Genomic DNA, 19,802 nt, shown 5'->3' on the forward strand with positions numbered 1-19,802 from the left:
CGATGACCCACCCCACGACCGACCTGCGCTACCCCGACGCCGTCGTCCACTTCGGCGTGTTCTTCCAGGGCGTCAACCACAGCACGATCTGGTCGGACCCGCGCAGCGGTTCCCAGCTGCACCCCTCCACGTTCACCCAGCTGATCCAGACCGCCGAACGCGGCCTGTTCGACGCGTTCTTCCTGGGCGAGGGCCTGCGGTTGCGCGAGCAGCGCGGGAAGATCCACGACCTCGACATCGTGGGCCGCCCCGACGCGCTGACCGAGCTGGCGACGCTGGCGGGCCTCACGTCGCGCATCGGGCTGGTCGCGACGCAGAACACCACGTACAACGACCCCGCCGACCTCGCCCGCCGGCTGGCGTCGCTGGACGTGCTGTCCGGCGGACGTGCCGCGTGGAACGTCGTCACCACCGACAACGCCTGGACGGGCGCGAACTTCCGCCGCGGCGGGTACCTGGACCACGCCGACCGGTACGAGCGGGCCGAGCGGTTCGTGAACCTCGCCAAGGCCGTCTGGGACAGCTGGGACGGGACGGGTTTCACGCCGGTGACCTCCCGCGACCGGTTCTTCGACGTGGAGATCACCCCGACCGTCCCGCGCAGCCCGCAGCAGCACCCGGTCCTGTTCCAGGCGGGCGACTCCCCCGCGGGCCGCGACTTCGCGACCCGCACGGCCGACGTCATCTTCTCCCGGCACGGGACCCACCACGCCGACGCCCTGGAGTTCGCCGACGACATCCGCCGCCGCACGGTCGCCGCGGGCCGCCCCGAGGGCGACGTGCTGATCCTGCCCGGCACGCAGGTCGTCGTGGCCGACAACGAGGCCGAGGTCGAGGAGAAGGCCCGCTGGGTCCTGGAGCAGCAGGTCACCCCCGCGACCGCGCTGTCCCTGGTCGGGCAGGTGTGGGGCGAGGACCTGTCGGGCTACGACCCGGACGGCCCGCTGCCCGCGCACGACCCCGTCATCGAGGACATCGACGGCACCCGCGGCGCGCACCGCGCCGGCAGCAACGCCCGCGACCTCGCGCGGCAGTGGCGCGCGGTGGCCGAGGAGAACAAGTTCTCGCTGCGGGAACTGGTGCTGCACCACTCCTCCGAGCGCGGGTTCGCCGGGACGGCCTCCCAGCTCGCCGACGAGCTGACCTTCTGGGTCCGCTCGGGCGCCAGCGACGGGTTCAACATCACGCCGTACCTCGTGCCGTCCGGGCTGGACGACATCGTCGACCAGCTCGTGCCCGCCCTGCAGGACCGCGGGGCGTACCCGAGCGAGTACGTCGGCACGACGCTGCGCGAGCACCTGGGGCTGCGGCCGCCGCTGACGCGCCGCTGAGCCACCACGGACGTGCGGGCCCCCGGGACACCTTCCCGGGGGCCCGCACGCGGTGCGCGGCTCGCCGTCACCCCTGCCGGGCGGTCTCGTCCCGCAGCAGCTCGCCGAGGTACCGGGCGATCTCCCCAGGCCCCGAGCGCGGCGCGACGGCCTCCACGGCGGGGTTGTAGTTCGTGTTGGTGTTCACGTCGTACGTGACGGTGCGCCCGTCGGCGGTCTCGAGGAACTCGATGCCGGCGATCTCGATCCCCGCCTCGCGCAGCAGGTCCGCGTACCGCCTGATGAGCGGGGTGTCGGCCGTGACGTCCCCGCGCAGCGAGAACAGCCCCTGCGGGCCGTCCACGACGCACGCCTCGAGGGCCTGCCCCGAGGTCGGGACCTCGCACGCGTCGGCCGGGCACAGCTCGAAGCTTCCCGCCGAGGTGTCGACCCGCACCGCGTACACGAACTCCCCGCCGACGAACTCGGCGCGGGTGATGAACGGCTGCGCCGAGCGCAGGTACTCCTGCAGCAGGGTGATGCCGTCGGCCGGTTCCTCGAACTCCGGGGAGGCGACGTGCGCGTCGAACTCCTCGTGGGAGTCGAACCGGCGCACGCCCAGGCCCTTGCCGCCCTGGTTGTGCTTGGTGATGAACGGCACGTCGAGCTCCCGGGTCCGCCGCGACAGGTCGTCGCGGCCGAACACCGCGAGCGTGCGGGGCACGTCGAACCCGTGGCGGCGCAGCAGGGCGTGCTGGGCGACCTTGCTGACCTCCAGCTCCACGACCGGCGTGCCCCCCACGACGCGCCGCCCCCAGCCCTCCAGCCAGGCGAACACCGCGCGGGTGTACTCCTTGGTGCGCTCGTGGCCGCGGGTGTGCGCCGACGCGCTCAGCCGCGACCAGTACACGCCGGGCGCCGGTTCGGCGTCCAGGTCCAGGGAGCCGTCGGTCAGCAGCACCTCCTGGAACGGCACACCGGCGGTGCGGAACGCCGCCTCGAACGGCGGGAACCACTCGGGGTTCTCGTGGACGACGTGCACGCGCGGCTCGGTGCCGGTCGCGAAGGTCCAGCTGCGGGTGTCCTCGACGGTGGTCACGGGTTTCCTCCGGTGCTCGTGCGGGGCGTGCGACCAGGGTGCCACCCCGGCCCCGGGGCGCCGCCCGGAACCCCGGGGGACCGCGGGTGCTTGGTGTTCGGCCGGGTCGTGGGCTACTTTCGAGGTCGTCCATCCAGAGCGGCCGAGAGACCTGGCTCACCGACGTCGCAGCAACCCCCCGATCCGTCGGGCGAGGGTGCTTCCGCCAGGACCGATGGGAGTCGCAGCATGAGCGGTCGCACCGCACCGGGGAACCTCCTCGTCCGGCGCCGTCACGTCGACCTGGGACGGCTGAGCTCGGCGGTCTGTGCGGGGGTCTGACCCCCCGTCCGTCGCGGCGACGCCCGCGGACGTCCACTGCGCCGGTCCCCCGGTGCGGCCCCCCGGAGACCCCTCGTGCCTGGTACGACCCGCCCCACCCCCCGCTCCCTCGGCATCGTCGGTGCCGGTCCCCGCACGCTGGTCCTGCTGCAGCGCCTCGGCGCGCGGTGGACCGCAGCCGGTGACGAGCGCCCCCTGGACGTCCACGTGGTGGACCCCTTCGACTCCGGCGCCGGCCGCGTCTGGCGGGAGGCCCAGGACCCGCTGCTGTGGATGAACTCGCGGGCCGCCGACATCAGCGTGCTGCCCGACGCCTCCGTGACCGGGCTGACCGGGCCCGTCCAGCACGGTCCCGGCCTGGCGGAGTGGGTCACGCAGCACCGCGCCGACCTCGTGCTCGACGCGGCCGCCGCCGGGGACGACCTGCTGCGCGAGGAGGTCCTGCGCCACGAACCCGGGTCGTTCACCTCACGCCGGCTGGCCAGCCGCTACTTCGCCGACGCCTGGCACCGGACCCTGGCCGGGCTGCCCGCCGGGGTGCGGGTCCACCGCCACGCGCGGACGGTCCTCGACCTCACCGACGACCCCGCCGACGGCAGCCAGCACCTGCACCTGGCCGGGCTGGAGGGCACCCTGCGGGTCGACGCCGTGCTGCTGGTGCAGGGCCACCTCGACGTCCGGCCGGGGCCCCGCGAGCGCCGGGTCGAGGCGTTCGCCCGCACGCACGGGCTGGCCTACGTCCGTCCCGGCTACACCAGCGACCAGGACCTCGACGTGCTGCGGCCGGGCGTCGACGTCGTCGTGGTGGGCATGGGCCTGGCCTTCGTGGACCTGGTGGTGCGGCTGACCGAGGGGCGCGGAGGGCGGTTCACCGAGAACCCCGACGGGAGCCTGGAGTACCGGCGCAGCGGACGCGAACCGCGGCTGCACGTGGGGTCGCGGCGCGGGGTGCCGTACCGCGCGAAGATCGGGTACGCCACGCCCACCGACCTGGGGCTGCCGCGCTACTACTCGGCGCGGGCCGTCGAGGCCCAGCACGGCGACGCCCCCCTGGACCTGCGGGTCGACCTGTGGCCGCTGATCGCCAAGGAGCTGGCGGGCGCGCACTACCGCGAGCTGTTCCGCACCCACCCCGGTCGCACGGCGCTGGCGGCCGCGGAGTTCGACGCCCGCTTCTCCCGCGCCGCGTGGGGGTCGGCGGAGGTCGACGAACTGGTCGAGCGGGCCGTGCCGGACCCGGCCGACCGGTTCGACCCGGCCGACCTGGACCGCCCCCTCGACACCTGGTGGGGGACGTCCGGGGACGAGGTGCACGAGCGGGTCCTGCGCCACCTCGAGGACGACCGCGCCCGGCGCAGCGACCCGCGCCACTCCCCCGACGGCGCCGTCGTCGCCGCGCTGCTGTCCGCGTACGTGGTGACGGCCGGGTTGCACGCGGCGGGCCGGCTGAACGCCCGCTCGGCGGCGGTCGACGTGGACGGCTGGTGGCACGGGTTCTTCAGCTACGTGGCGAGCGGGCCGCCGCCGCAGCGGGTGCGGCAACTGTCGGCGCTGGCGCGGGCGGGGGTGCTGCGGTTCCTGGGGGCCGGGCTGAACGTCGTCGCCGACCCGGAGGCCGGCGCGTTCACCGCGACCTCCGACAGCGGCCCGCACGAGGTGCGGGCCGGGGCCCTGGTCGAGGCCCGGTTGCCCGTCCCGGACCTGGAGTGGACCTCCGACGTGCTGCTGACGCGGCTGCGCGAACGCGGTGAGGTCCGGGCCCACGAGATCTCCGACGGCGGGACCCGGCTGTCGAACGGCCGGCTCGTCGTGGACCCCCGAGGGCGGCTGGTCCGCGGGGACGGCTCACCCCACCCGCGGCGGTTCGCCACCGGCGCCTGGGTCTCCGGGGAGGGCGCGGCGCCCGCGTTCGCCCGGCCGGGCACCGACGCGGAGCTGTTCCGGCGGGCCGACCGGCTGGCCGGCGACCTCCTGCGGGCCGGGTCGTCCACGGTCCCGGCCGCCCGTGCCGACACCCCCGCCGACACCCCCGCCGACACCCCCGCCGACACCCCCGCCGACACCCCCGCCGACACCCCCGCCGTGTCCGACCTGCCGGGAGAACGACGATGAGCGGGACGACGCGCACCGGCCCCGCCCCCCGCACCGCACTGGTGGCCGGGGCACCCGCGGCCGCGGTGAAGGTCCTGCCCGCCCGGCACCCGTGGCGGTGGGTGGCGACCGCGGTGGTCGCCGTCCTGGCGGCGATGGCGGTCAACGCCCTCGTCACCAATCCCGCCTGGGAGTGGCCGACGGTCGCGGAGTTCTTGTTCTCCGCGACGATCCTGAAGTCGATGTGGCTGACGGTGAAGCTCACGATCGTCGGCACCGCGATCGGCTTGATCCTGGGAACCGTCCTGGCGCTCATGCGGATGGCGCACAACCCGCTGCTGAAGGCCGTCAGCTTCAGCTACATCAGCGTGTTCCGGTCGGTCCCGCTGATCCTGCAGCTGCTGTTCTGGTTCAACCTGGCGATCCTGTACGAGCGCATCGGCTTCGGCGTCCCCTTCGGTCCGCAGTTCTGGTCCTTCGGCACCCAGGACCTCATCGGGCCGCTCACCGCGGCGTTCCTCGGTCTCGGGCTGCACCAGGCCGCGTACTTCGCCGAGATCGTCCGCTCGGGGTTCCTGGCGATCGACCCGGGCCAGCGGGAAGCGGCGGCGGCGCTGGGGATCCCGCAGGGCCGGCAGTTCTGGAGGATTCAGCTCCCGCAGGCGCTGCGCATCATCGTCCCGACGACGGGCAACGAGATCATCGGCCTGCTCAAGGGGACCTCGGTCGTCTACGTCATGGCGCTGCCCGAGCTCTTCTACCAGGTCCAGGTCGTCTACTCCCGCACCGGCCGCGTGATCCCGCTCCTGCTGGTCGCGGCCGTCTGGTACTTCGTGCTGACCACCGTCCTGTCGACCGGGCAGTGGTTCGTGGAGCGGTACTACGGCCGGGGCAGCTCCCGCAGTCACGACGAGCTGCCGCTGGTGAAGGTTCTCCGCACCCTGCGCACCGCCCGCGCCCGTCGTCTTGAGGTCACCCGGTGAGCGCCCCCACCCTGGCCCGGCCGGTCGTCCGCCTCGAAGGCGTCCACAAGCGGTTCGGCGCTCTGGAGGTCCTGCGCGGGGTCGACCTGTCGGTCGCCGCCGGCACCGTCACCGTCGTGCTGGGGGCGTCCGGCTCGGGCAAGTCGACGCTGCTGCGCACCATCAACCACCTCGAGAAGGTCGACGCAGGCGTCGTCGAGGTCAACGGCGAGCTCATCGGCTACGAGCGGGCCGGGAAGCACCTGCGCGAGCTGCACGAGCGGAAGGTCCTGCGCCAGCGGTCGAACATCGGGTTCGTGTTCCAGCACTTCAACCTCTTCCCGCACCTGACGGTGCTGGAGAACGTCGTCGAGGCCCCCGTGTCGGCGCAGCGCCGCCGACGCCCCGAGGTCGAGGTGGAGGCCCGCGCCCTGCTGGAGCGGGTGGGCCTGGCCGACAAGGCCGGGGAGTACCCCCGCCGCCTGTCCGGCGGGCAGCAGCAGCGCGTCGCCATCGCCCGGGCGCTGGCCCTGAAACCGTCTCTGGTCCTGTTCGACGAACCGACCTCGGCGCTGGACCCCGAACTCGTCGGCGAGGTGCTGGACGTGATCCGGGACCTCGCCGCCTCCGGCACGACCATGGTGGTCGTCACGCACGAGATCGGTTTCGCCCGCGAGGTCGCCGACCGCGTGCTGTTCATGCACGAGGGCGTCGTCCTGGAGGAGGGCACCCCCACCCAGGTCTTCGACCACCCGCGGCACGAGCGCACCCGCTCGTTCCTCGCGAAGGTCCTCTGAACCACCGCACCCCCTGACGGTCCGGCGCTCCGCCGGACCGCGACGTCGGCCTGCCCCGGGCAGGCCCGAGCACGAGGAGAACCCCTTGATCAGCCGACGTACCTGGCTCCTGTCGCTGGCCGCCACCCCCCTGGTGGTGTCCGCGTGCGCGTCGGGCAGCGCCGACCCCGCGACGGCTCCCGCCGCCGGCAGCAGCAGCGGCTCGGGGGTCGACACCAGCCCCGAGCAGGGCGGACGCGTCACCGTCGACGCGGTGCCGGAGATCGCCGCGAAGGTGCCGCAGGCGATCCGGGACCGCGGGACGCTGGTCATCGGCACCACCGGCAACGGCAACCCGCCGCTGAGCTTCCGCGCCGACGACGACGAGACCGTCATCGGCATCGAACCCGACATCGCCCTGCTCGTCGCCGGTGTCCTGGGCCTGGAACCCGACATCCAGGCCACCAGCTGGGAGAACCTGTTCCTGTCGATGGACTCCGGGCAGTACGACGTGGGGTTCTCGAACATCACCGTCACCGAGGAGCGCAAGGAGAAGTACGACTTCGCGTCCTACCGCGTCGACACCCTGGCCTGGGAGGTCGCGAAGGACTCCGACATCACCGCGATCGCCGGCCCGGAGGACATCGCCGGCCTGACCGTCTCGGTCGGTTCGGGCACCAACCAGGAGAAGGTCCTGCTGGACTGGAACGCGCAGAACGAGGCGGCCGGGCGGGAGGAGGCGACCATCCAGTACTACCAGCAGGCCTCTGACACGTACCTGGCGCTCGCCTCCGGCCGCATCGAGGCCAACTTCGGGCCGAACCCGACGGCCGCGTACCACGCGCAGGTCTCCGGGGACACGAAGATCGTCGGCACCGTCCCCGGCGGCGGGACCATCCAGGCCGAGATCGCGGCGACGACGAAGAAGGACAACGGCCTCGTGCAGGCCCTGGCCGACGCGCTGAACCACCTCATCGGCAGCGGCGCGTACGCCGAGACCCTCGAACGCTGGAACCTGGCGAACGAGGCCGTGACGACGTCGGCGATCAACCCGCCCGGGTTGCCGAAGACCGACTGACCGCGGCAGCACGACGGCCCGCCCACCCCGCGACGGGGTGGGCGGGCCGTGGTGCGCGCGGGTGGGTCAGTCCGCGCGCCGCGCGAGGAGGTGCCAGTGGGTCACTCCGCCCACCTCGTCGACGACGTCCCCGCCCACGGGCAGCAGCTCGCACCCGCTGGCCAGCAGCGCCCCCTGCACGAGGTCGCGGTCCAGCCGCAGCAGGCCGGCCCGCGCGGGCGCACCGGCGGGGGCCAGCAGCGAGATCGCGCCCCCGGCGTGCACGGACGAGGTGAGCGCGGCGACGTCGGCGACGACCTGCGCCAGGGTGCCGCGCGCGGGCAGGACGTCGTGGCACAGGACGAGGTCGAAGGACCCCGAGCCCCCGGCGCGGTGGTGGGTGATCGCGGCGAGGGCGGCGATGTCGTCCAGGTCCGCGTCGACCGTGCGGACCCGGTGCGCGACACCGGCTCCCGCGGCGCGTTCCTGCGCGGCGGCCAGGGCCCGCCCGGAGGGGTCGAGGACGGTCACGTCGTGACCCAGCCGGGCCAGGTCGACGGCGTCGCGGCCGTCGCCCCCGCCCGCGTCGAGGACCCGCAGCGGCGCGGGCCCGAGCCCGGCCAGGACGGGGCCCACCACGTCGGTCACCAGGGCCCGGCGCGACCGGGTGCCGGTCCTCACGGGCCGTCCTCGGGGGTGCGCCCCTGGTCCAGCCGGGCCCGCCGGACCCAGCCGGCGACGCGGCCGTCGACCAGGACCCAGGCGGCGGGGAACTCCCCCAGCGCGGTCCACGCCTCGTCGGCGCCCTGACCGACGCCCACGTGCGGCAGCGGCGCGTCGGCGACCTCGCGCAGCGGGACGTGCGCGAGGTCGGGATCGTCGCGGACGAGGTGGCGCAGGCCCGCCAGGGTCGCGGCCCCCACGACGTCGCCCAGGGGGAGCGGGCGGCGGGTGTCGCGGCGGGGCAGGACGACGGCCAGCGGGGTGCGGCCCAGGGCGCCCTGCCCGGCGGCCAGCTCGGCGGCCCGCCCGACGGTCAGGTCGGCGGCCAGCGAGATGGGTCCCGGAGCGTCCAGGGCTCCCGCCGGCAGCAGGTCGCGCACCGGGCGCTCGACCCCTCCTTCCAGGAACCCGTTGCGGCGCAGCCAGGTGTCGTTGAGATTCTTGGACGAGGGGGAGCGCCCGGGGTCGGGCAGCAGCACCACGACGACGTCGTGGGGGCCCAGCCCCTCCGCTTCGCGCAGCGCGACGGCGACCGCGCCGGCCGCCGACCCGCCGACGAGCAGCCCCTCCTCGCGGGCCAGCCGGCGACCGGTCAGCAGCGCGTCCCGGTCCTCGACCGGGACGACCGCGTCGAGGACGCCGGGGCGCACGGCCCGGGAGCTGGCGTCACCGCCGGAGCACGTCGAGCTCACCGGGTCGACCCCGACGACGCGGACGCGGCCACCGCTGACGGACTTCAGGAACTCCCCGGCACCGGAGATCGTCCCGCCGGTCCCCACCCCGGCGACGAAGGTGCTCAGGCGCCCCTGCGTCTGCGCCCAGATCTCGGGACCGGTGGTCTCCCGGTGCGCGGCGGGGTCGTCCGGGTCGTCGTCCGGGTGGGCCAGCCACCCGCCGGGGATCTCCGCGGCCAGGCGGACGGCCGTGTGGTGGACGTGCCGCGGGTCGTCGCGCGGGACGCCGCCCGGCACGACGACGACCTCGGCGCCGTAGGCGCGCAGGACGGCGATCTCCTCCGCGCTGGTCCCGTCGGGGACGACCACGACGACGGGGTGGCCGAGCTGGGCGCCGACGACGGCCAGCCCGACGCCGGTGTTCCCGCTGGTCCCCTCGACGATCGTCCCGCCGGGCGGCAGGGACCCGTCGGCCCGGGCGCGGCGGACCGTCCAGAGGGCGGCGCGGTCCTCGACGCTGCCGCCGGGGTTGTTCTGCTCGAGCTTGACGTAGACGGCGGCCTGGAGGTGAGACGCGGTGCGGCGCAGACGGATCAGCGGGGTGGAACCGATGGCGTCCAGGACGGACTCGTGGACGGGACCGGCGGCGGCGCCCAGGTCCAGGTCGCGGGTGGTCCCGGTGATCGGCAGCCGTTCGAGGGTGCTCACGGTGCGGCCTTTCGGTGGAGGAGCAGGTGCGGGCCCGGGGGCGCGGCGGTGTTCTCAGTCGAAGTGCCTGCCGTAGCAGCGGCTGTGCCCGACGCGGTCGTACGGGGGGTAGGCGGGGACCGGTTCCCAGCCTTGGCGCTCGTACAGGGCCATCGCCTCGGGCTGGCGGTCGCCGGTCTGCAGCAGCAGCCGGTCCACGCCCAGGGCCCGGGCGGACTCCTCGACGCGGCGCAGCGCCTGGGCCGCTAGCCCTCGGCGGCGGTGCGCGGGGGCGACGAAGACGCGTTTGACCTCCCACCGCACGGGTTCGCCCTCGACGGCGAGCCGGCGCAGGCTGGCCGTCGCGGCCGGTTCGCCGCCGGCCAGGGCCAGCCACGCCACCTCGACCTCGGCGGCGGAGGGGGGCGGGGGGAAGGAGCGCGGGCTCGCGCCGGGGCGGGCGTAGCGCGGGCCGATCTCGGCGTCCATGAGGTCGCGCAGGCCCGCCACGCGCGGGTCGTCCCAGCCCGTGGCCTCCCAGGTGACGACGGGCAGCGCCTGGACGGTCACCGCCGGGCCAGCGGGGAGGCGAAGGCGACCACGACGCGGTGCACGGCCTCCCGCAGCTCCTGCGGCGTGAGGTCGGAGAACCCCCAGCGGAACCGGTCGGTGAACTCGCGCGGGCCCACGGGGCTGAAGTAGCGCCCCAGCGGGAAGTCGACGGCGTTCTGCCGGGCCGCGTCCAACGCCTTCTCCAGGTCGACGGCGGGGTCGACCACGCGACCCCACACGAAGATCCCGCCCTCGGCCGCGGGGACCTCCACCACGCCCGCGAGTTCGGCCGACACCGCGGCCAGCAGCGCGTCGTGCCGTTCGCGCAGGACCGACCGGCTGTGCCGCAACGCGTCGGCCAGCGCACCGGGGCCGGCCAGGAAGCGGTGGACGGCACGCTGGACGACGAGCGAGGTGTGCTGGTCGGAGTCCCGGCGGGCGTCCAGCACGGCCCCGGCCAGCCACCGCGGGCCGGCGATCCAGCCGAGCCGGAGGCCGGGCCCGAGGGTCTTGGAGAACGTGTTCACGTGCAGGACCTGCTCGGAGGCCAGGTCCAGGTCCTCGGCGGGGTCACCGTCGAACCGGAGCTTGCGGTACGGGTCGTCGGACAGCACCAGGAACCCGTACCGCTCGGCCAGGTCCACCAGCCGGCGGCGGGCGGCCACGGGCGAACTGGTGCCCGTGGGGTTCTGGAAGTCCGGGATCGTGTAGAGGAGCTTGGGCCGCAGCCCGGCGCGCAGCTGGGCCTCCAGGTCGTCCAGGTCGAGGCCGTCGGGCCCGGTGGCGACCGGGCGGGTGTCGGCGCGGCGCTGCCGCAGCAGGGTCAGGACGAGCGGGTAGGTGGGGTTCTCGACGAGCACGACGTCGCCGGGGTCCACGAGCGCGTCGAACACCAGCGCCAGGGCGTGCAGCGCGCCGTTGGTGACGGCGACGCGCTGGGGGTCGGTGCCCTCGTCGGTGGCGATCCACTCCCGCAGCTCCGGCAGCCCCAGCGGCACCGAGTAGCGCAGCGACGGCGCGGCCGGGTCGGCCAGTTCCTCGGCGAAGGCGCGGGACAGCCCGGCCAGCGGAAGGGCCGCGGCGCCGGGGATCCCGCCGTGCAGGCCGATGGTGCCCTCGACCGGGTGGGTGGGTCGCGGGCCGAAACCCACGGCCGGCAGCACGTCCCGGGCGCGGCGGGACAGCAGGTGCGGGCCGCTGAGCAGTTCGGGGTCGAGCGCCGCGTCGTCCTCGACGAGGATCACGGGGTCACCCCGCCCGGTTCGGCGCCGACGGCGATGGGGACGCGGACCGTGTTCCCCCACTCGGTCCAGCTGCCGTCGTAGTTGCGCACGTCGGGCAGGCCGATCAGGTGGGTCAGCACGAACCACGTGTGGCTCGACCGTTCCCCGATGCGGCAGTAGGCGATCGTCGGCCGGGTGGGGTCCAGGTGCGCCCCGCCGGTGGTGTAGAGGGCCTCCAGGGCGGCGCGGTCCTTGAACCGGCCGTCGTCGGCGGCGGCCTGCGCCCAGGGCACGTTCGCGGCGCCGGGGACGTGCCCGCCGCGGACGGTGCCCTCCTGCGGGTAGTCCGGGATGTTGGTCAGCGTGCCGGCGTACTCCCCGGGCGAGCGCACGTCGATGAGCTGACGGCCGAGGTGCGCGCGCACGTCCGGCAGGAACGCGCGGATCGCGGTGTCGTCGCGGTCGACGACGGGGTACTCGGTGGCGGCCCGCGGCACGACCTCGGTCGTGAGCTCACGGCCCTCGGCGACCCACGCGGACCGGCCACCGTCGAGGAGGCGGACGTCGGCGTGCCCGAACAGGCTGAACACCCACAGGGCGTAGGCCGCCCACCAGTTGTTCTTGTCGCCGTACACGACGACCGTGTCGTCGCGGCCGATGCCCTTGCGGGACAGCAGCTCGGCGAAACCCTTGCCGTCGAGGTAGTCGCGCGTCACCTGGTCGTTGAGCTCGGTGTGCCAGTCGACCTTCACCGCGCCGGGGACGTGCCCGGTCTCGTACAGCAGGACGTCCTCGTCGCTCTCGACGACGACGAGGCCCTCGCGGCCGAGGTTCTGCGCCAACCAGGCGGTGCTGACGAGGCGGTCGGGGTGGGCGTACGCGGTGAACTTGGGGTCGCCGGTGTCGGTGGGGACGGGCATGGGGGTGCTCCGGGGTTCGGTGGGGAGGGGGAGGCCGGGTCGAGCCTCAGCGACAGGCGCTGCTGGAACGACGGCACAGGTCCACCACGCGCCGGCTGCAGGCGTGGAAGTGACCCCCGGGACGGCGCGGGGTGGCACGGGACGTGCGGTGCTGCATCGATCCTCCATCGTTCCCGGCGGAAGCACCCGCACCCGTTCGCACGGGGGGTTGCTGCGGCGTCGCGGAGCCAGGTCTCTCAGCCGCTCTTGATGGGTTGCCCGATCACTGTCGCGTGGCCCTGAGCCGGTTGTCAATCCCCGCCCGGGTCCCGGATCAGAGGGCCTTGCCGGGGTTCAGCAGGCCCAGCGGGTCGAAGACGGCCTTGATGCCGGCCTGCAGCGCCCGCACCCGCGGGGCCAGCTCGTCGGGCAGCCAGCGCCGCTTCGCGGTGCCGATGCCGTGCTCGCCGCTGATGGTGCCGCCCAGGCGCAGGGCGGTCGCGACGACCTCGTCCGCGGCGGCCTCGAGGCGCTCGGCGGCACCGGCGGTGTCGTCGGCGAACAGCAGCGGGTGGAAGTTCCCGTCCCCGGCGTGCGCGACGGCGCGCACCGCGATCCGGTGCGCCGCACCGATCCTGGTGATCTCGCGGTGGAACTCCCCGATCCGGGACAACGGGACCGCGACGTCCTCCCCCACGGCCAGCGCGTCTTCCAGCGGCCCCCGGCCGGTGCGACGCAGCTCCCAGTGGAACTCCGCGTCGGCTCCGTGCAGCCGGCGCGGGCGTCCCCCGGCTCCGGCCAGGGCCGCCTCGACCTCGGCCGCCTCGGCCCGCGCGCCGTGGCCGTCGGTCTGGACGAGCAGCAGGGCGCCGCCGTGCGCGGCCAGCGACGTGCCCGAGTGGGCGTCGATGTCGCCCAGCGTCGCGCCGTCGAGCAGTTCCACGACGGCCGGTCGCGCCGCGCCGGCCGTGAGGGCCAGAAGGCCCTGCGCGGCCGCGTCGACCGAGTCGAACCAGGCGGCGACGGTCTGCTCGTCGACCGGCCGGGGGCGCAACCGGACCGTGATGCCGACGACGACCCCGAGGGTCCCCTCGGACCCGGTGAACAGCCCCACCAGGTCCAGGCCCGTGACCCCCTTGATCGAGCGGTGCCCCGTCGAGACGAGGGTCCCGTCGGAGAGCACCACGTCCAGGGCGAGCACCGACTCGCGGGTCACGCCGTACTTGGCGCAGCGCAGGCCCCCGGCGTTCGTGGCGACGTTGCCGCCGATGCTGGAGATCCGCCAGCTGGCGGGGTCGGGGGCGTAGCGCAGCCCCAGCGGCGCCAGCGCCGCGTCGAGGTCGGCGCCCAGGACGCCCGGTTCCACGCGGGCCACCTGGTCGGCGGGGGCGATCTCGAGGATCCGGTCGAGCCGCTCGGTGGACAGCACGATCCCGCCGGCCACGCCGACGGCCCCGCCGGACAACCCCGTGCCCGCCCCCCGGGGGACGACGGGGACCCGGTGCCGGGTGGCCCAGCGCAGGACGGCCTGGACCTGCGCCACGTCGGCGGGGCGGACGACGGCGAGGACCCCGACGGGGGCGTCGAGGCGGGAGCGGTCGGTGACCTCGTGGGCGGCGAAACCCGGGTCCACGGCGCCGGGCAGTTCGCGGGCGAGCTCGGCCAGCGGGCCGGTCAGGACGTCGGGGAGCAGTTCGGTCGTCACGTCTGGTGGCTCCGTTCGGGAGTTCCTGCACGGGTGGTCCCGCTCCGGTGCGGTCACGGGCGGGGGAACCGCCACCATCGCACACCCGGGACCCGGCGTTGACGCGCGCCGGGAACTCTGCCAATCTCGATCCACCATCCAGAGCGGCTGAGAGACCTGGCTCAGAGACGCCGCAGCAACCTCCTTCGGGAAGGTGCTACCGCCGGGACCGATGGAGGAGACCCAGTGCGATCCGCGGTGCACCTGACGGCCCGTCGTCACGTCGACCTGTCCCGGCAGTCCAGCGCGCTCTGTCCGCTGCGCTGACCCGACCCCCCGCGACCGCCCGCCGGTCCGCGGCCCCCTCCCCCGCACCGCACCGGCGAAACCCCGTGCGGTCCCCCCGCCGCACGACCGAGGAGCCACGCCCCCATGCCCAGCACCACCACCGGAACCCCCGGTCCCCGTCCCACCCGCCGCGCGGTCTCCGCGGCCCTCGGGGCGGGGGCCGTGGGTACCGTCCTCACCGCCTGCGGAGGCGGCGCGTCGGGTTCGGAGCCCGCCCCGGGTTCGGGGAAGGCCCAGGAGGGCGGGGACGTCGTCTTCCTCATCGACTCCCTCGGCGACACCTGGATCCCGAACAACAGCGCCATCTCCAGCTTCCAGGGCAACATCTGGGGCCACGTCACCGACAAGCTCGTCCACGTCGACGGCGAGGGGAAGGTCACGCCGTGGTTGGCGGAGTCGTGGGAGCAGAACCCGGACGCCACCGAGTTCACCCTCCACCTCAAGAGCGGGGTGACGTTCTCCGACGGGACCGCCCTGGACGCCGCGGCCGTCGTCGCGAACCTCGACTACTGGGCCAGGGGGCAGGCCGACAAGGGCGTCAACCCCATCGGCCTGTTCCCCAAGACGTACCTGGCCGCCTCGGCCGCGGACGCCTCGACCGTGGTGGTGGAGTTCAGCGCCCCCACCCTGGGGTTCATCCCCACTCTCGGCTACCACGGGTCCATCCTCGTCTCCCCGGGGACGATCGCGCTCCCCGCCGAGGGGCAGGCCGACCTGTCGCAGTTCAGCGGGTCCGGCCCGTTCACGGTGAAGAGCTGGAAGGAGGGCGACAACGTGGTCCTCACCCGGCGCGCCGACTACGCCTGGGGCCCGCAGGCCCTCGGCAGGACCGGCGCCGCCGCCCTGGACACCATCACGTACAAGATCGTCAAGGAGAGCTCGCTGCGGACCGCGAGCCTGCAGTCCAACCAGGCCGACGTCGTCTTCAACGCGACCCCGCAGGAGCTCGACGGGCTCAAGGACGCGGGGTTCACGGTCGCCACCCCCCGCTACCTGGGTTTCGCCCACGGCTACCGCCTCAACGCCTCCGTCGCCCCCTTCACCGACGTCCGCGTCCGGCAGGCCTTCCAGCACGCCGTCGACCGCGACGAGATCCTCTCCACGGTCTACACCAGCGACTGGAAGAAGGCCGAGTCCTTCATCCAGTCCAACGTCCCCGAGGCCTCCGACCACTCCGCCGAGTTCGCCTTCGACGCCGCGCGGGCGAACGCCCTGCTCGACGAGGCCGGCTGGGTGGAGGGCCCGGACGGCGGGCGCAGCAAGGACGGGCAGCCGCTGGCCGTCACCCTCTTCCCCAACCCCTACCTCGTGACGTCGCAGGCCGTCGACGAGCTCGTCGCCCAGCAGCTCGGCGAGGTCGGGTTCACCGTGGACCTGCAGACCTTCGACGTGGTCACCTACGGCCAGCGGGTCACCGGCAACAAGACCCTTTCCAACTACGAGGTCACCCGCAGCTTCATCGACGTCGGAACCGTCGCGAGCATCCTCACCAGCGCCAACGAGGGCGAGGACTGGTTCGGCCTCGGCGAGAGCGACCAGACCCTGAACCAGCTGCGCGACGCCGTCGCCGGCGCGGTGGACGCGGACAGCCGTGCCGCCTCGGTCGACCAGCTCCAGCAGTACGTCCTGGAGCAGGGGCTGTTCATCCCGCTGGAGCAGATCGTGCAGCGCATCTACGCCCACCGCTCCGACCTGGTGGGCGTCACCTACAACGGGGTGGCGTACGCGAACTTCCACACCGCCCACCTGGAAGCCTGAGGCGGCCGGGCCGTGAGGGGTTACCCCGGTTTCGCCGCCCGGCGCGTCGGCCAGGCCGTCGTCGTCGTCCTGCTGGCGTACCTCGCGACGTTCGTCGTCATCAGCGTCCTGCCCGGAGACCCGGTCACGAACACGCTGCGCAACCCCGAGAACGGGTTCACCGAGGACGAGATCGCCCGCATCGTCGCCTACTACGGGCTCGACCAGCCGGTGCTCGTGCAGCTGTGGGAGTCGTTGTCGCGCTTCGTCACCGGCGACCTGGGGGTGTCGCTGCGCAGCAACCGCCCGGTCGCGGAGTCGATCGCCGAGGTGCTGCCCTCCACCCTCACCCTGGCCGCCGGCGCGCTGGCCGTCGCGGTCGTGCTGGCCGCCGCCGTCGCGCTCGGGACCCAGGTCCTGCCGCGCGCGGCGCAGGGCGTGCTGCGCTCGCTGCCCTCGCTGTTCCTGTCGGTGCCGAACTTCGTCATCGGCCTGGTGCTCATCCACGTCTTCGCCCTGGAACTGGGCCTGTTCCGCATCATCGAGCCGGACTCCGGCTGGGCGACCGCCTTCGCCGCCCTGGCCCTGGGGATTCCGGTGTCCGCACAGCTGGCCGAGGTGCTCATCGCCGGGCTCGACCACGAGTCGCGTCAGGAGTACGCCTCGGTGGCCCGCTCCCGGGGACTGGGGCGGGGACGGCTGCTGCTGCGGCACCTGCTGCGGCCCAGTTCGCTGCCCGTGGTCACGGTGCTGGCCCTGACGGTCGGTGAACTGCTCGGCGGTGCCCTCATCACCGAGACGATCTTCGGCCGCGCCGGGATCGGCAGCCTCGTGGAGTCCTCAGTGACGACGCAGGACCTGCCCGTCCTGCAGGCCGTCGTGTCCCTGGCCGCCGTCGTGTTCGTCCTCGTCAACCTGGTGGCCGACCTCGTGTACCCGCTGCTGGACCCCCGCGTCCGCACCCCCCGTCCCGTGACCGTCCCCCGCGAGGAGCTGAGCCCGGCGTGAGCGGCACCGTCACCGCCTCCCGCGTGCAGGCCCCGGCGATCACCCGCCGGTCCGCGCACCGCGTCCCGCCGACCGTCGTCCTGGCGTTCGCCGTCCTGGCCGTCGTCCTGGCCTGGGCGCTGGCCCCGGGCCTGTTCACCCAGCACGACCCCGGGCAGGGCGTGACCGCGGACAAGCTCCTGGCCCCGAGCCCGGCGCACTGGTTCGGCACCGACCACCTCGGCCGGGACGAGTTCTCCCGCGTCGTGCACGGTACGGCGTCCTCGGTCACCAGCGCGCTCGTCGCGGTCGGGATCGGCGTCGTCGTCGGCGGCCTCGTCGGGCTGCTCGCCGGGTTCCTCGGGGGCCTGGTGGACGTCGTGCTGGCCCGCGTGGTCGACGTCCTGCTCGCGATCCCGAGCTTCCTGCTCGCCGTCATCGTCGTGAGCTCGCTGGGTTTCCAGACGATCAACGCCGCGATCGCCACCGGGGTCTCCGCCGTCGCGGTGTTCGCCCGCGTCCTGCGCTCGGAGGTCCTGCGGACCCGGCGGTCGGTGTTCGTGGAGGCCTCGGCCCTGCTGGGGGGTTCGCGCACCCACGTCCTGCTGCGGCACGTGCTGCCCAACGCCTCGCGCACGGTGCTGGCCCTGGCCGTGCTGCAGTTCGGGCTGTCGATCCTCGTCATCGCCGGGCTCGCGTTCCTCGGCTACGGCGACCCGCCGCCGGCCTCGGACTGGGGTCTGCTCGTCTCGGCGGGCAAGGACTACCCGACCGCCCCGTGGCTGGTGCACGCGCCCGCGGCCGTCACCGTCGCCACCGTCCTGTCCGTGAACCGCGTCAGCCGCTGGCTGCGCGGGACCGCCTGAGGAGCCCCGAGTGACGAAACCCCTGCTGCGGGTGCAGGACCTGTCGGTCGCCTACGACGGCACCCCGGTCGTGTCCGGCGTGTCGTTCGAGATCCCCCCGGGCGGCAGCCTCGCCCTCATCGGCGAGTCCGGTTCGGGCAAGTCCACCACCGCCCGCGCCGTCCTGCGCCTGCTGCCCCGGTACACCGCCCAGGCCACCGGAACCGTCGAGGTCTTGGGCACCGACGTGCTGCGGACCCCCGAGCGCCGGTTCCGCGCGCTGCGCGGCCGCACCCTCGGCTTCGTCCCGCAGGACCCCGCGACCGCCCTCAACAGCGTGCGCCGCATCGGGTCCCAGGCCCAGGAGGCCGCCGCGCTCACCGGGGAGCGCGACCGCCGGGCCCGCCGCCGGATGGTCCTGGACGTCTTCGAGCGCGTGGGGCTGCCCGACCCCCAGCGCGTCTACGACGCCCACCCCCACGAGCTGTCCGGCGGGATGCTGCAGCGCGTCCTCATCGGGCTCACCGTCCTGCCGCGCCCCGCGCTGCTGGTGGCCGACGAACCCACCAGCGCCCTCGACGTGACGATCCAGCGCCGCGTCCTGGACCTGCTGACCGAGCTGCGCAGCGACCTCGGCATCGGGCTGCTGCTCATCACCCACGACCTCGCGGTCGCCGCCGAGCGCACCGACCGGATCGTCGTGCTGCGCGACGGCCGCGTCGAGGAGAGCGGGCCGACCGCCGAGGTGTTCGGGGCCCCGCGCTCGCGGTACGCCCGGGAGCTGCAGGCCGACGTCCCCGCGCTGAACCCCGACCGGTACCGCCGCGCGCCGGTCACCGCGCCCGGTCCGGCGCGGCTGGAGCTGCGGGGCGTCACCAAGACGTTCCCCGGCGGGACCCGGGCGCTGGACGACGTGTCGTTCTCCGTCCCGGCCGGGACGACGCACGCCCTGGTGGGCGAGTCCGGTTCGGGCAAGACGACGGCCGTGCGGGTCCTGCTGGGGCTCGAGCAGCCCGACGCCGGGGAGGTCCTGGTGGCCGGGGAGGCCGTCCAGGGCCGTTCCCGCGCCGAGCTGCGGCGGACCCGCCGGGACCTGCAGCTCGTCTACCAGAACCCGTTCACGTCGCTGGACCCGACGTGGCGGCTCGACGCGATCGTGCGCGAACCGCTGGACCGGTACGGCGTCGGCGACCGCGCCGAGCGCGACCGGCGGGTGGCCGAGGCGCTGGGCGCCGTCGGCCTGGACCGGGACCTGTGGCGGCGGCGCCCGGCCGCGCTGTCCGGCGGCCAGCGCCAGCGCGTCGCGATCGCCCGCTCGCTGGTGCTGCGCCCCGACGTCGTCGTCCTCGACGAACCCACCTCCGCCCTCGACGTGAGCGTGCAGGCCGACATCGTCGGGGTCCTCGTGGACCTGCAGCGGCGGCTGGGCCTGACGTACCTGTTCGTCTCCCACGACCTCGCGCTGGTGCGGCAGTTCGCCGACACCGTCACCGTGCTGCGGCACGGGCGGGTCGTGGAGGAGGGGACCGTCGAGCAGGTCCTCACCGCACCGCGCGAGGAGTACAGCAAGGCCCTCGTCGCGGCGGTCCCCCGGCCCGCCCGGGCCGTCGAGCCCGTCCTCGGGACCCGGGGGTGACCGCCGTGCCCTGCCCGCCCACGTCGCCGCCGTCCCGGTGAGCCGCCGCCCCGCCGGGAACGCGGCCTAGGTGTACTCGGCCATCACGTTGGTGACAGGCGGCTGAGCGGAGGAAGGCCACCGAGTGCGCTGTGACGCCGTTGAGTGTTGTAGTGCTCCAGCCACGGAGCAAGCGCGGCGGCGCGTTCGGC

At 74.5% G+C, this 19,802-nt stretch carries 18 protein-coding genes and 3 riboswitches; of the genes, 10 read left to right on the forward strand and 8 right to left on the reverse strand.

The features are described from left to right. Positions 1 to 2: 2 nt before the first annotated feature. Positions 3 to 1,331: an NtaA/DmoA family FMN-dependent monooxygenase gene (locus tag ACRYM6_RS16850; protein WP_432544035.1), complete on the forward strand. Its 1,329-nt coding sequence runs from the start codon at positions 3 to 5 to the stop codon at positions 1,329 to 1,331. Between the two features lie 67 nt (positions 1,332 to 1,398). Here the strand turns inward: ACRYM6_RS16850 and ACRYM6_RS16855 are convergent, their stop codons facing one another. After that, entirely contained in the window at positions 1,399 to 2,409 is a 1,011-nt protein-coding gene (locus ACRYM6_RS16855) for an ATP-grasp domain-containing protein (RefSeq protein WP_432544036.1), read from the reverse strand. Positions 2,410 to 2,535: 126 nt separating this feature from the next. Further along, positions 2,536 to 2,630, forward strand: a riboswitch (SAM riboswitch). A 175-nt stretch (positions 2,631 to 2,805) separates the two neighbouring features. On the opposite strand from ACRYM6_RS16855, the gene ACRYM6_RS16860 reads away from it, so the two are divergent. The 4 genes from ACRYM6_RS16860 (at position 2,806) to ACRYM6_RS16875 (ending at position 7,637) form a co-directional block, all read left to right on the forward strand. Further along, complete coding sequence (locus ACRYM6_RS16860) at positions 2,806 to 4,842, forward strand: FAD/NAD(P)-binding protein (RefSeq protein ID WP_432544037.1); 2,037 nt, start codon at positions 2,806 to 2,808, stop codon at positions 4,840 to 4,842. Further along, positions 4,839 to 5,804 carry an amino acid ABC transporter permease gene (locus ACRYM6_RS16865; protein ID WP_432544038.1) on the forward strand — a complete coding sequence of 322 codons (966 nt, stop codon included), beginning with the start codon at positions 4,839 to 4,841 and terminating at the stop codon, positions 5,802 to 5,804. Before ACRYM6_RS16860 ends, ACRYM6_RS16865 begins: the two co-directional genes overlap by 4 nt. Then, complete coding sequence (locus ACRYM6_RS16870) at positions 5,801 to 6,580, forward strand: amino acid ABC transporter ATP-binding protein (protein ID WP_432544039.1); 780 nt, start codon at positions 5,801 to 5,803, stop codon at positions 6,578 to 6,580. Before ACRYM6_RS16865 ends, ACRYM6_RS16870 begins: the two co-directional genes overlap by 4 nt. 85 nt (positions 6,581 to 6,665) lie before the next feature. Continuing rightward, positions 6,666 to 7,637 carry an ABC transporter substrate-binding protein gene (locus ACRYM6_RS16875; protein ID WP_432544040.1) on the forward strand — a complete coding sequence of 324 codons (972 nt, stop codon included), beginning with the start codon at positions 6,666 to 6,668 and terminating at the stop codon, positions 7,635 to 7,637. Between the two features lie 66 nt (positions 7,638 to 7,703). Here the strand turns inward: ACRYM6_RS16875 and ACRYM6_RS16880 are convergent, their stop codons facing one another. The 6 genes from ACRYM6_RS16880 to ACRYM6_RS16905 all read right to left on the reverse strand — a co-directional run bounded on the left by ACRYM6_RS16880 (position 7,704) and on the right by ACRYM6_RS16905 (position 14,079). After that, complete coding sequence (locus ACRYM6_RS16880; protein ID WP_432544041.1) at positions 7,704 to 8,297, reverse strand: methyltransferase domain-containing protein; 594 nt, start codon at positions 8,295 to 8,297, stop codon at positions 7,704 to 7,706. Further along, positions 8,294 to 9,721, reverse strand: coding sequence for a PLP-dependent cysteine synthase family protein (locus ACRYM6_RS16885; RefSeq protein WP_432544042.1), 1,428 nt, complete (start codon positions 9,719 to 9,721; stop codon positions 8,294 to 8,296). The genes ACRYM6_RS16880 and ACRYM6_RS16885 overlap by 4 nt, the downstream gene beginning before the upstream one ends. A 54-nt stretch (positions 9,722 to 9,775) precedes the next feature. Next, positions 9,776 to 10,270 (reverse strand): GNAT family N-acetyltransferase, encoded by a 495-nt coding sequence (locus tag ACRYM6_RS16890; RefSeq protein WP_432544043.1) that lies wholly within the window; start codon positions 10,268 to 10,270, stop codon positions 9,776 to 9,778. Beyond that, positions 10,267 to 11,496, reverse strand: a complete 1,230-nt coding sequence (locus tag ACRYM6_RS16895; protein WP_432544044.1) for an aminotransferase-like domain-containing protein — start codon at positions 11,494 to 11,496, stop codon at positions 10,267 to 10,269. The genes ACRYM6_RS16890 and ACRYM6_RS16895 overlap by 4 nt, the downstream gene beginning before the upstream one ends. Further along, the gene (locus ACRYM6_RS16900) at positions 11,493 to 12,395 is read right to left on the reverse strand and encodes a sulfurtransferase (protein ID WP_432544045.1); all 903 of its coding nucleotides are present in this window, start codon (positions 12,393 to 12,395) and stop codon (positions 11,493 to 11,495) included. Before ACRYM6_RS16900 ends, ACRYM6_RS16895 begins: the two co-directional genes overlap by 4 nt. A 161-nt stretch (positions 12,396 to 12,556) precedes the next feature. Continuing rightward, positions 12,557 to 12,651: riboswitch (SAM riboswitch) on the reverse strand. A gap of 57 nt (positions 12,652 to 12,708) precedes the next feature. After that, positions 12,709 to 14,079: an FAD-binding oxidoreductase gene (locus ACRYM6_RS16905; protein WP_432544046.1), complete on the reverse strand. Its 1,371-nt coding sequence runs from the start codon at positions 14,077 to 14,079 to the stop codon at positions 12,709 to 12,711. Positions 14,080 to 14,210: 131 nt separating this feature from the next. Continuing rightward, positions 14,211 to 14,297, forward strand: a riboswitch (SAM riboswitch). A 19-nt stretch (positions 14,298 to 14,316) separates the two neighbouring features. Here ACRYM6_RS16905 and ACRYM6_RS16910 point away from each other — a divergent pair. The 5 genes from ACRYM6_RS16910 to ACRYM6_RS16930 all read left to right on the forward strand — a co-directional run bounded on the left by ACRYM6_RS16910 (position 14,317) and on the right by ACRYM6_RS16930 (position 19,611). Continuing rightward, positions 14,317 to 14,385 carry a putative leader peptide gene (locus ACRYM6_RS16910; RefSeq protein ID WP_432544053.1) on the forward strand — a complete coding sequence of 23 codons (69 nt, stop codon included), beginning with the start codon at positions 14,317 to 14,319 and terminating at the stop codon, positions 14,383 to 14,385. Positions 14,386 to 14,490: 105 nt separating this feature from the next. Next, positions 14,491 to 16,164 carry an ABC transporter substrate-binding protein gene (locus tag ACRYM6_RS16915; RefSeq protein ID WP_432544047.1) on the forward strand — a complete coding sequence of 558 codons (1,674 nt, stop codon included), beginning with the start codon at positions 14,491 to 14,493 and terminating at the stop codon, positions 16,162 to 16,164. 12 nt (positions 16,165 to 16,176) lie between these two features. Then, a complete protein-coding gene (locus tag ACRYM6_RS16920) occupies positions 16,177 to 17,151 on the forward strand; it encodes an ABC transporter permease (protein WP_432544048.1) in 975 nt (324 codons plus the stop codon). Between the two features lie 23 nt (positions 17,152 to 17,174). Beyond that, complete coding sequence (locus ACRYM6_RS16925) at positions 17,175 to 17,996, forward strand: ABC transporter permease (RefSeq protein WP_432544054.1); 822 nt, start codon at positions 17,175 to 17,177, stop codon at positions 17,994 to 17,996. 10 nt (positions 17,997 to 18,006) lie between these two features. Continuing rightward, on the forward strand, positions 18,007 to 19,611 hold the full coding sequence (locus tag ACRYM6_RS16930) for a dipeptide ABC transporter ATP-binding protein (RefSeq protein WP_432544049.1): 1,605 nt from the start codon (positions 18,007 to 18,009) through the stop codon (positions 19,609 to 19,611). Between the two features lie 83 nt (positions 19,612 to 19,694). Here the strand turns inward: ACRYM6_RS16930 and ACRYM6_RS16935 are convergent. Next, positions 19,695 to 19,802: integrase core domain-containing protein (locus ACRYM6_RS16935; protein WP_432544055.1), on the reverse strand; the 108-nt coding region annotated here is incomplete at its 5' end.

The organism is Kineococcus rugosus, from assembly GCF_050871975.1.
Taxonomy (GTDB): Bacteria; Actinomycetota; Actinomycetes; order Actinomycetales; family Kineococcaceae; genus Kineococcus.

Bases quoted from the DNA above. Each gene is read 5' to 3' on its own strand.
- ACRYM6_RS16850 (WP_432544035.1), top strand. From the start codon at position 3: ATGACCCACCCCACGACCGACCTGCGCTACCCCGACGCCGTCGTCCAC.
- ACRYM6_RS16865 (WP_432544038.1), top strand. From the start codon at position 4,839: ATGAGCGGGACGACGCGCACCGGCCCCGCCCCCCGCACCGCACTGGTG.
- ACRYM6_RS16900 (WP_432544045.1), bottom strand. From the start codon at position 12,395: ATGCCCGTCCCCACCGACACCGGCGACCCCAAGTTCACCGCGTACGCC.
- ACRYM6_RS16915 (WP_432544047.1), top strand. From the start codon at position 14,491: ATGCCCAGCACCACCACCGGAACCCCCGGTCCCCGTCCCACCCGCCGC.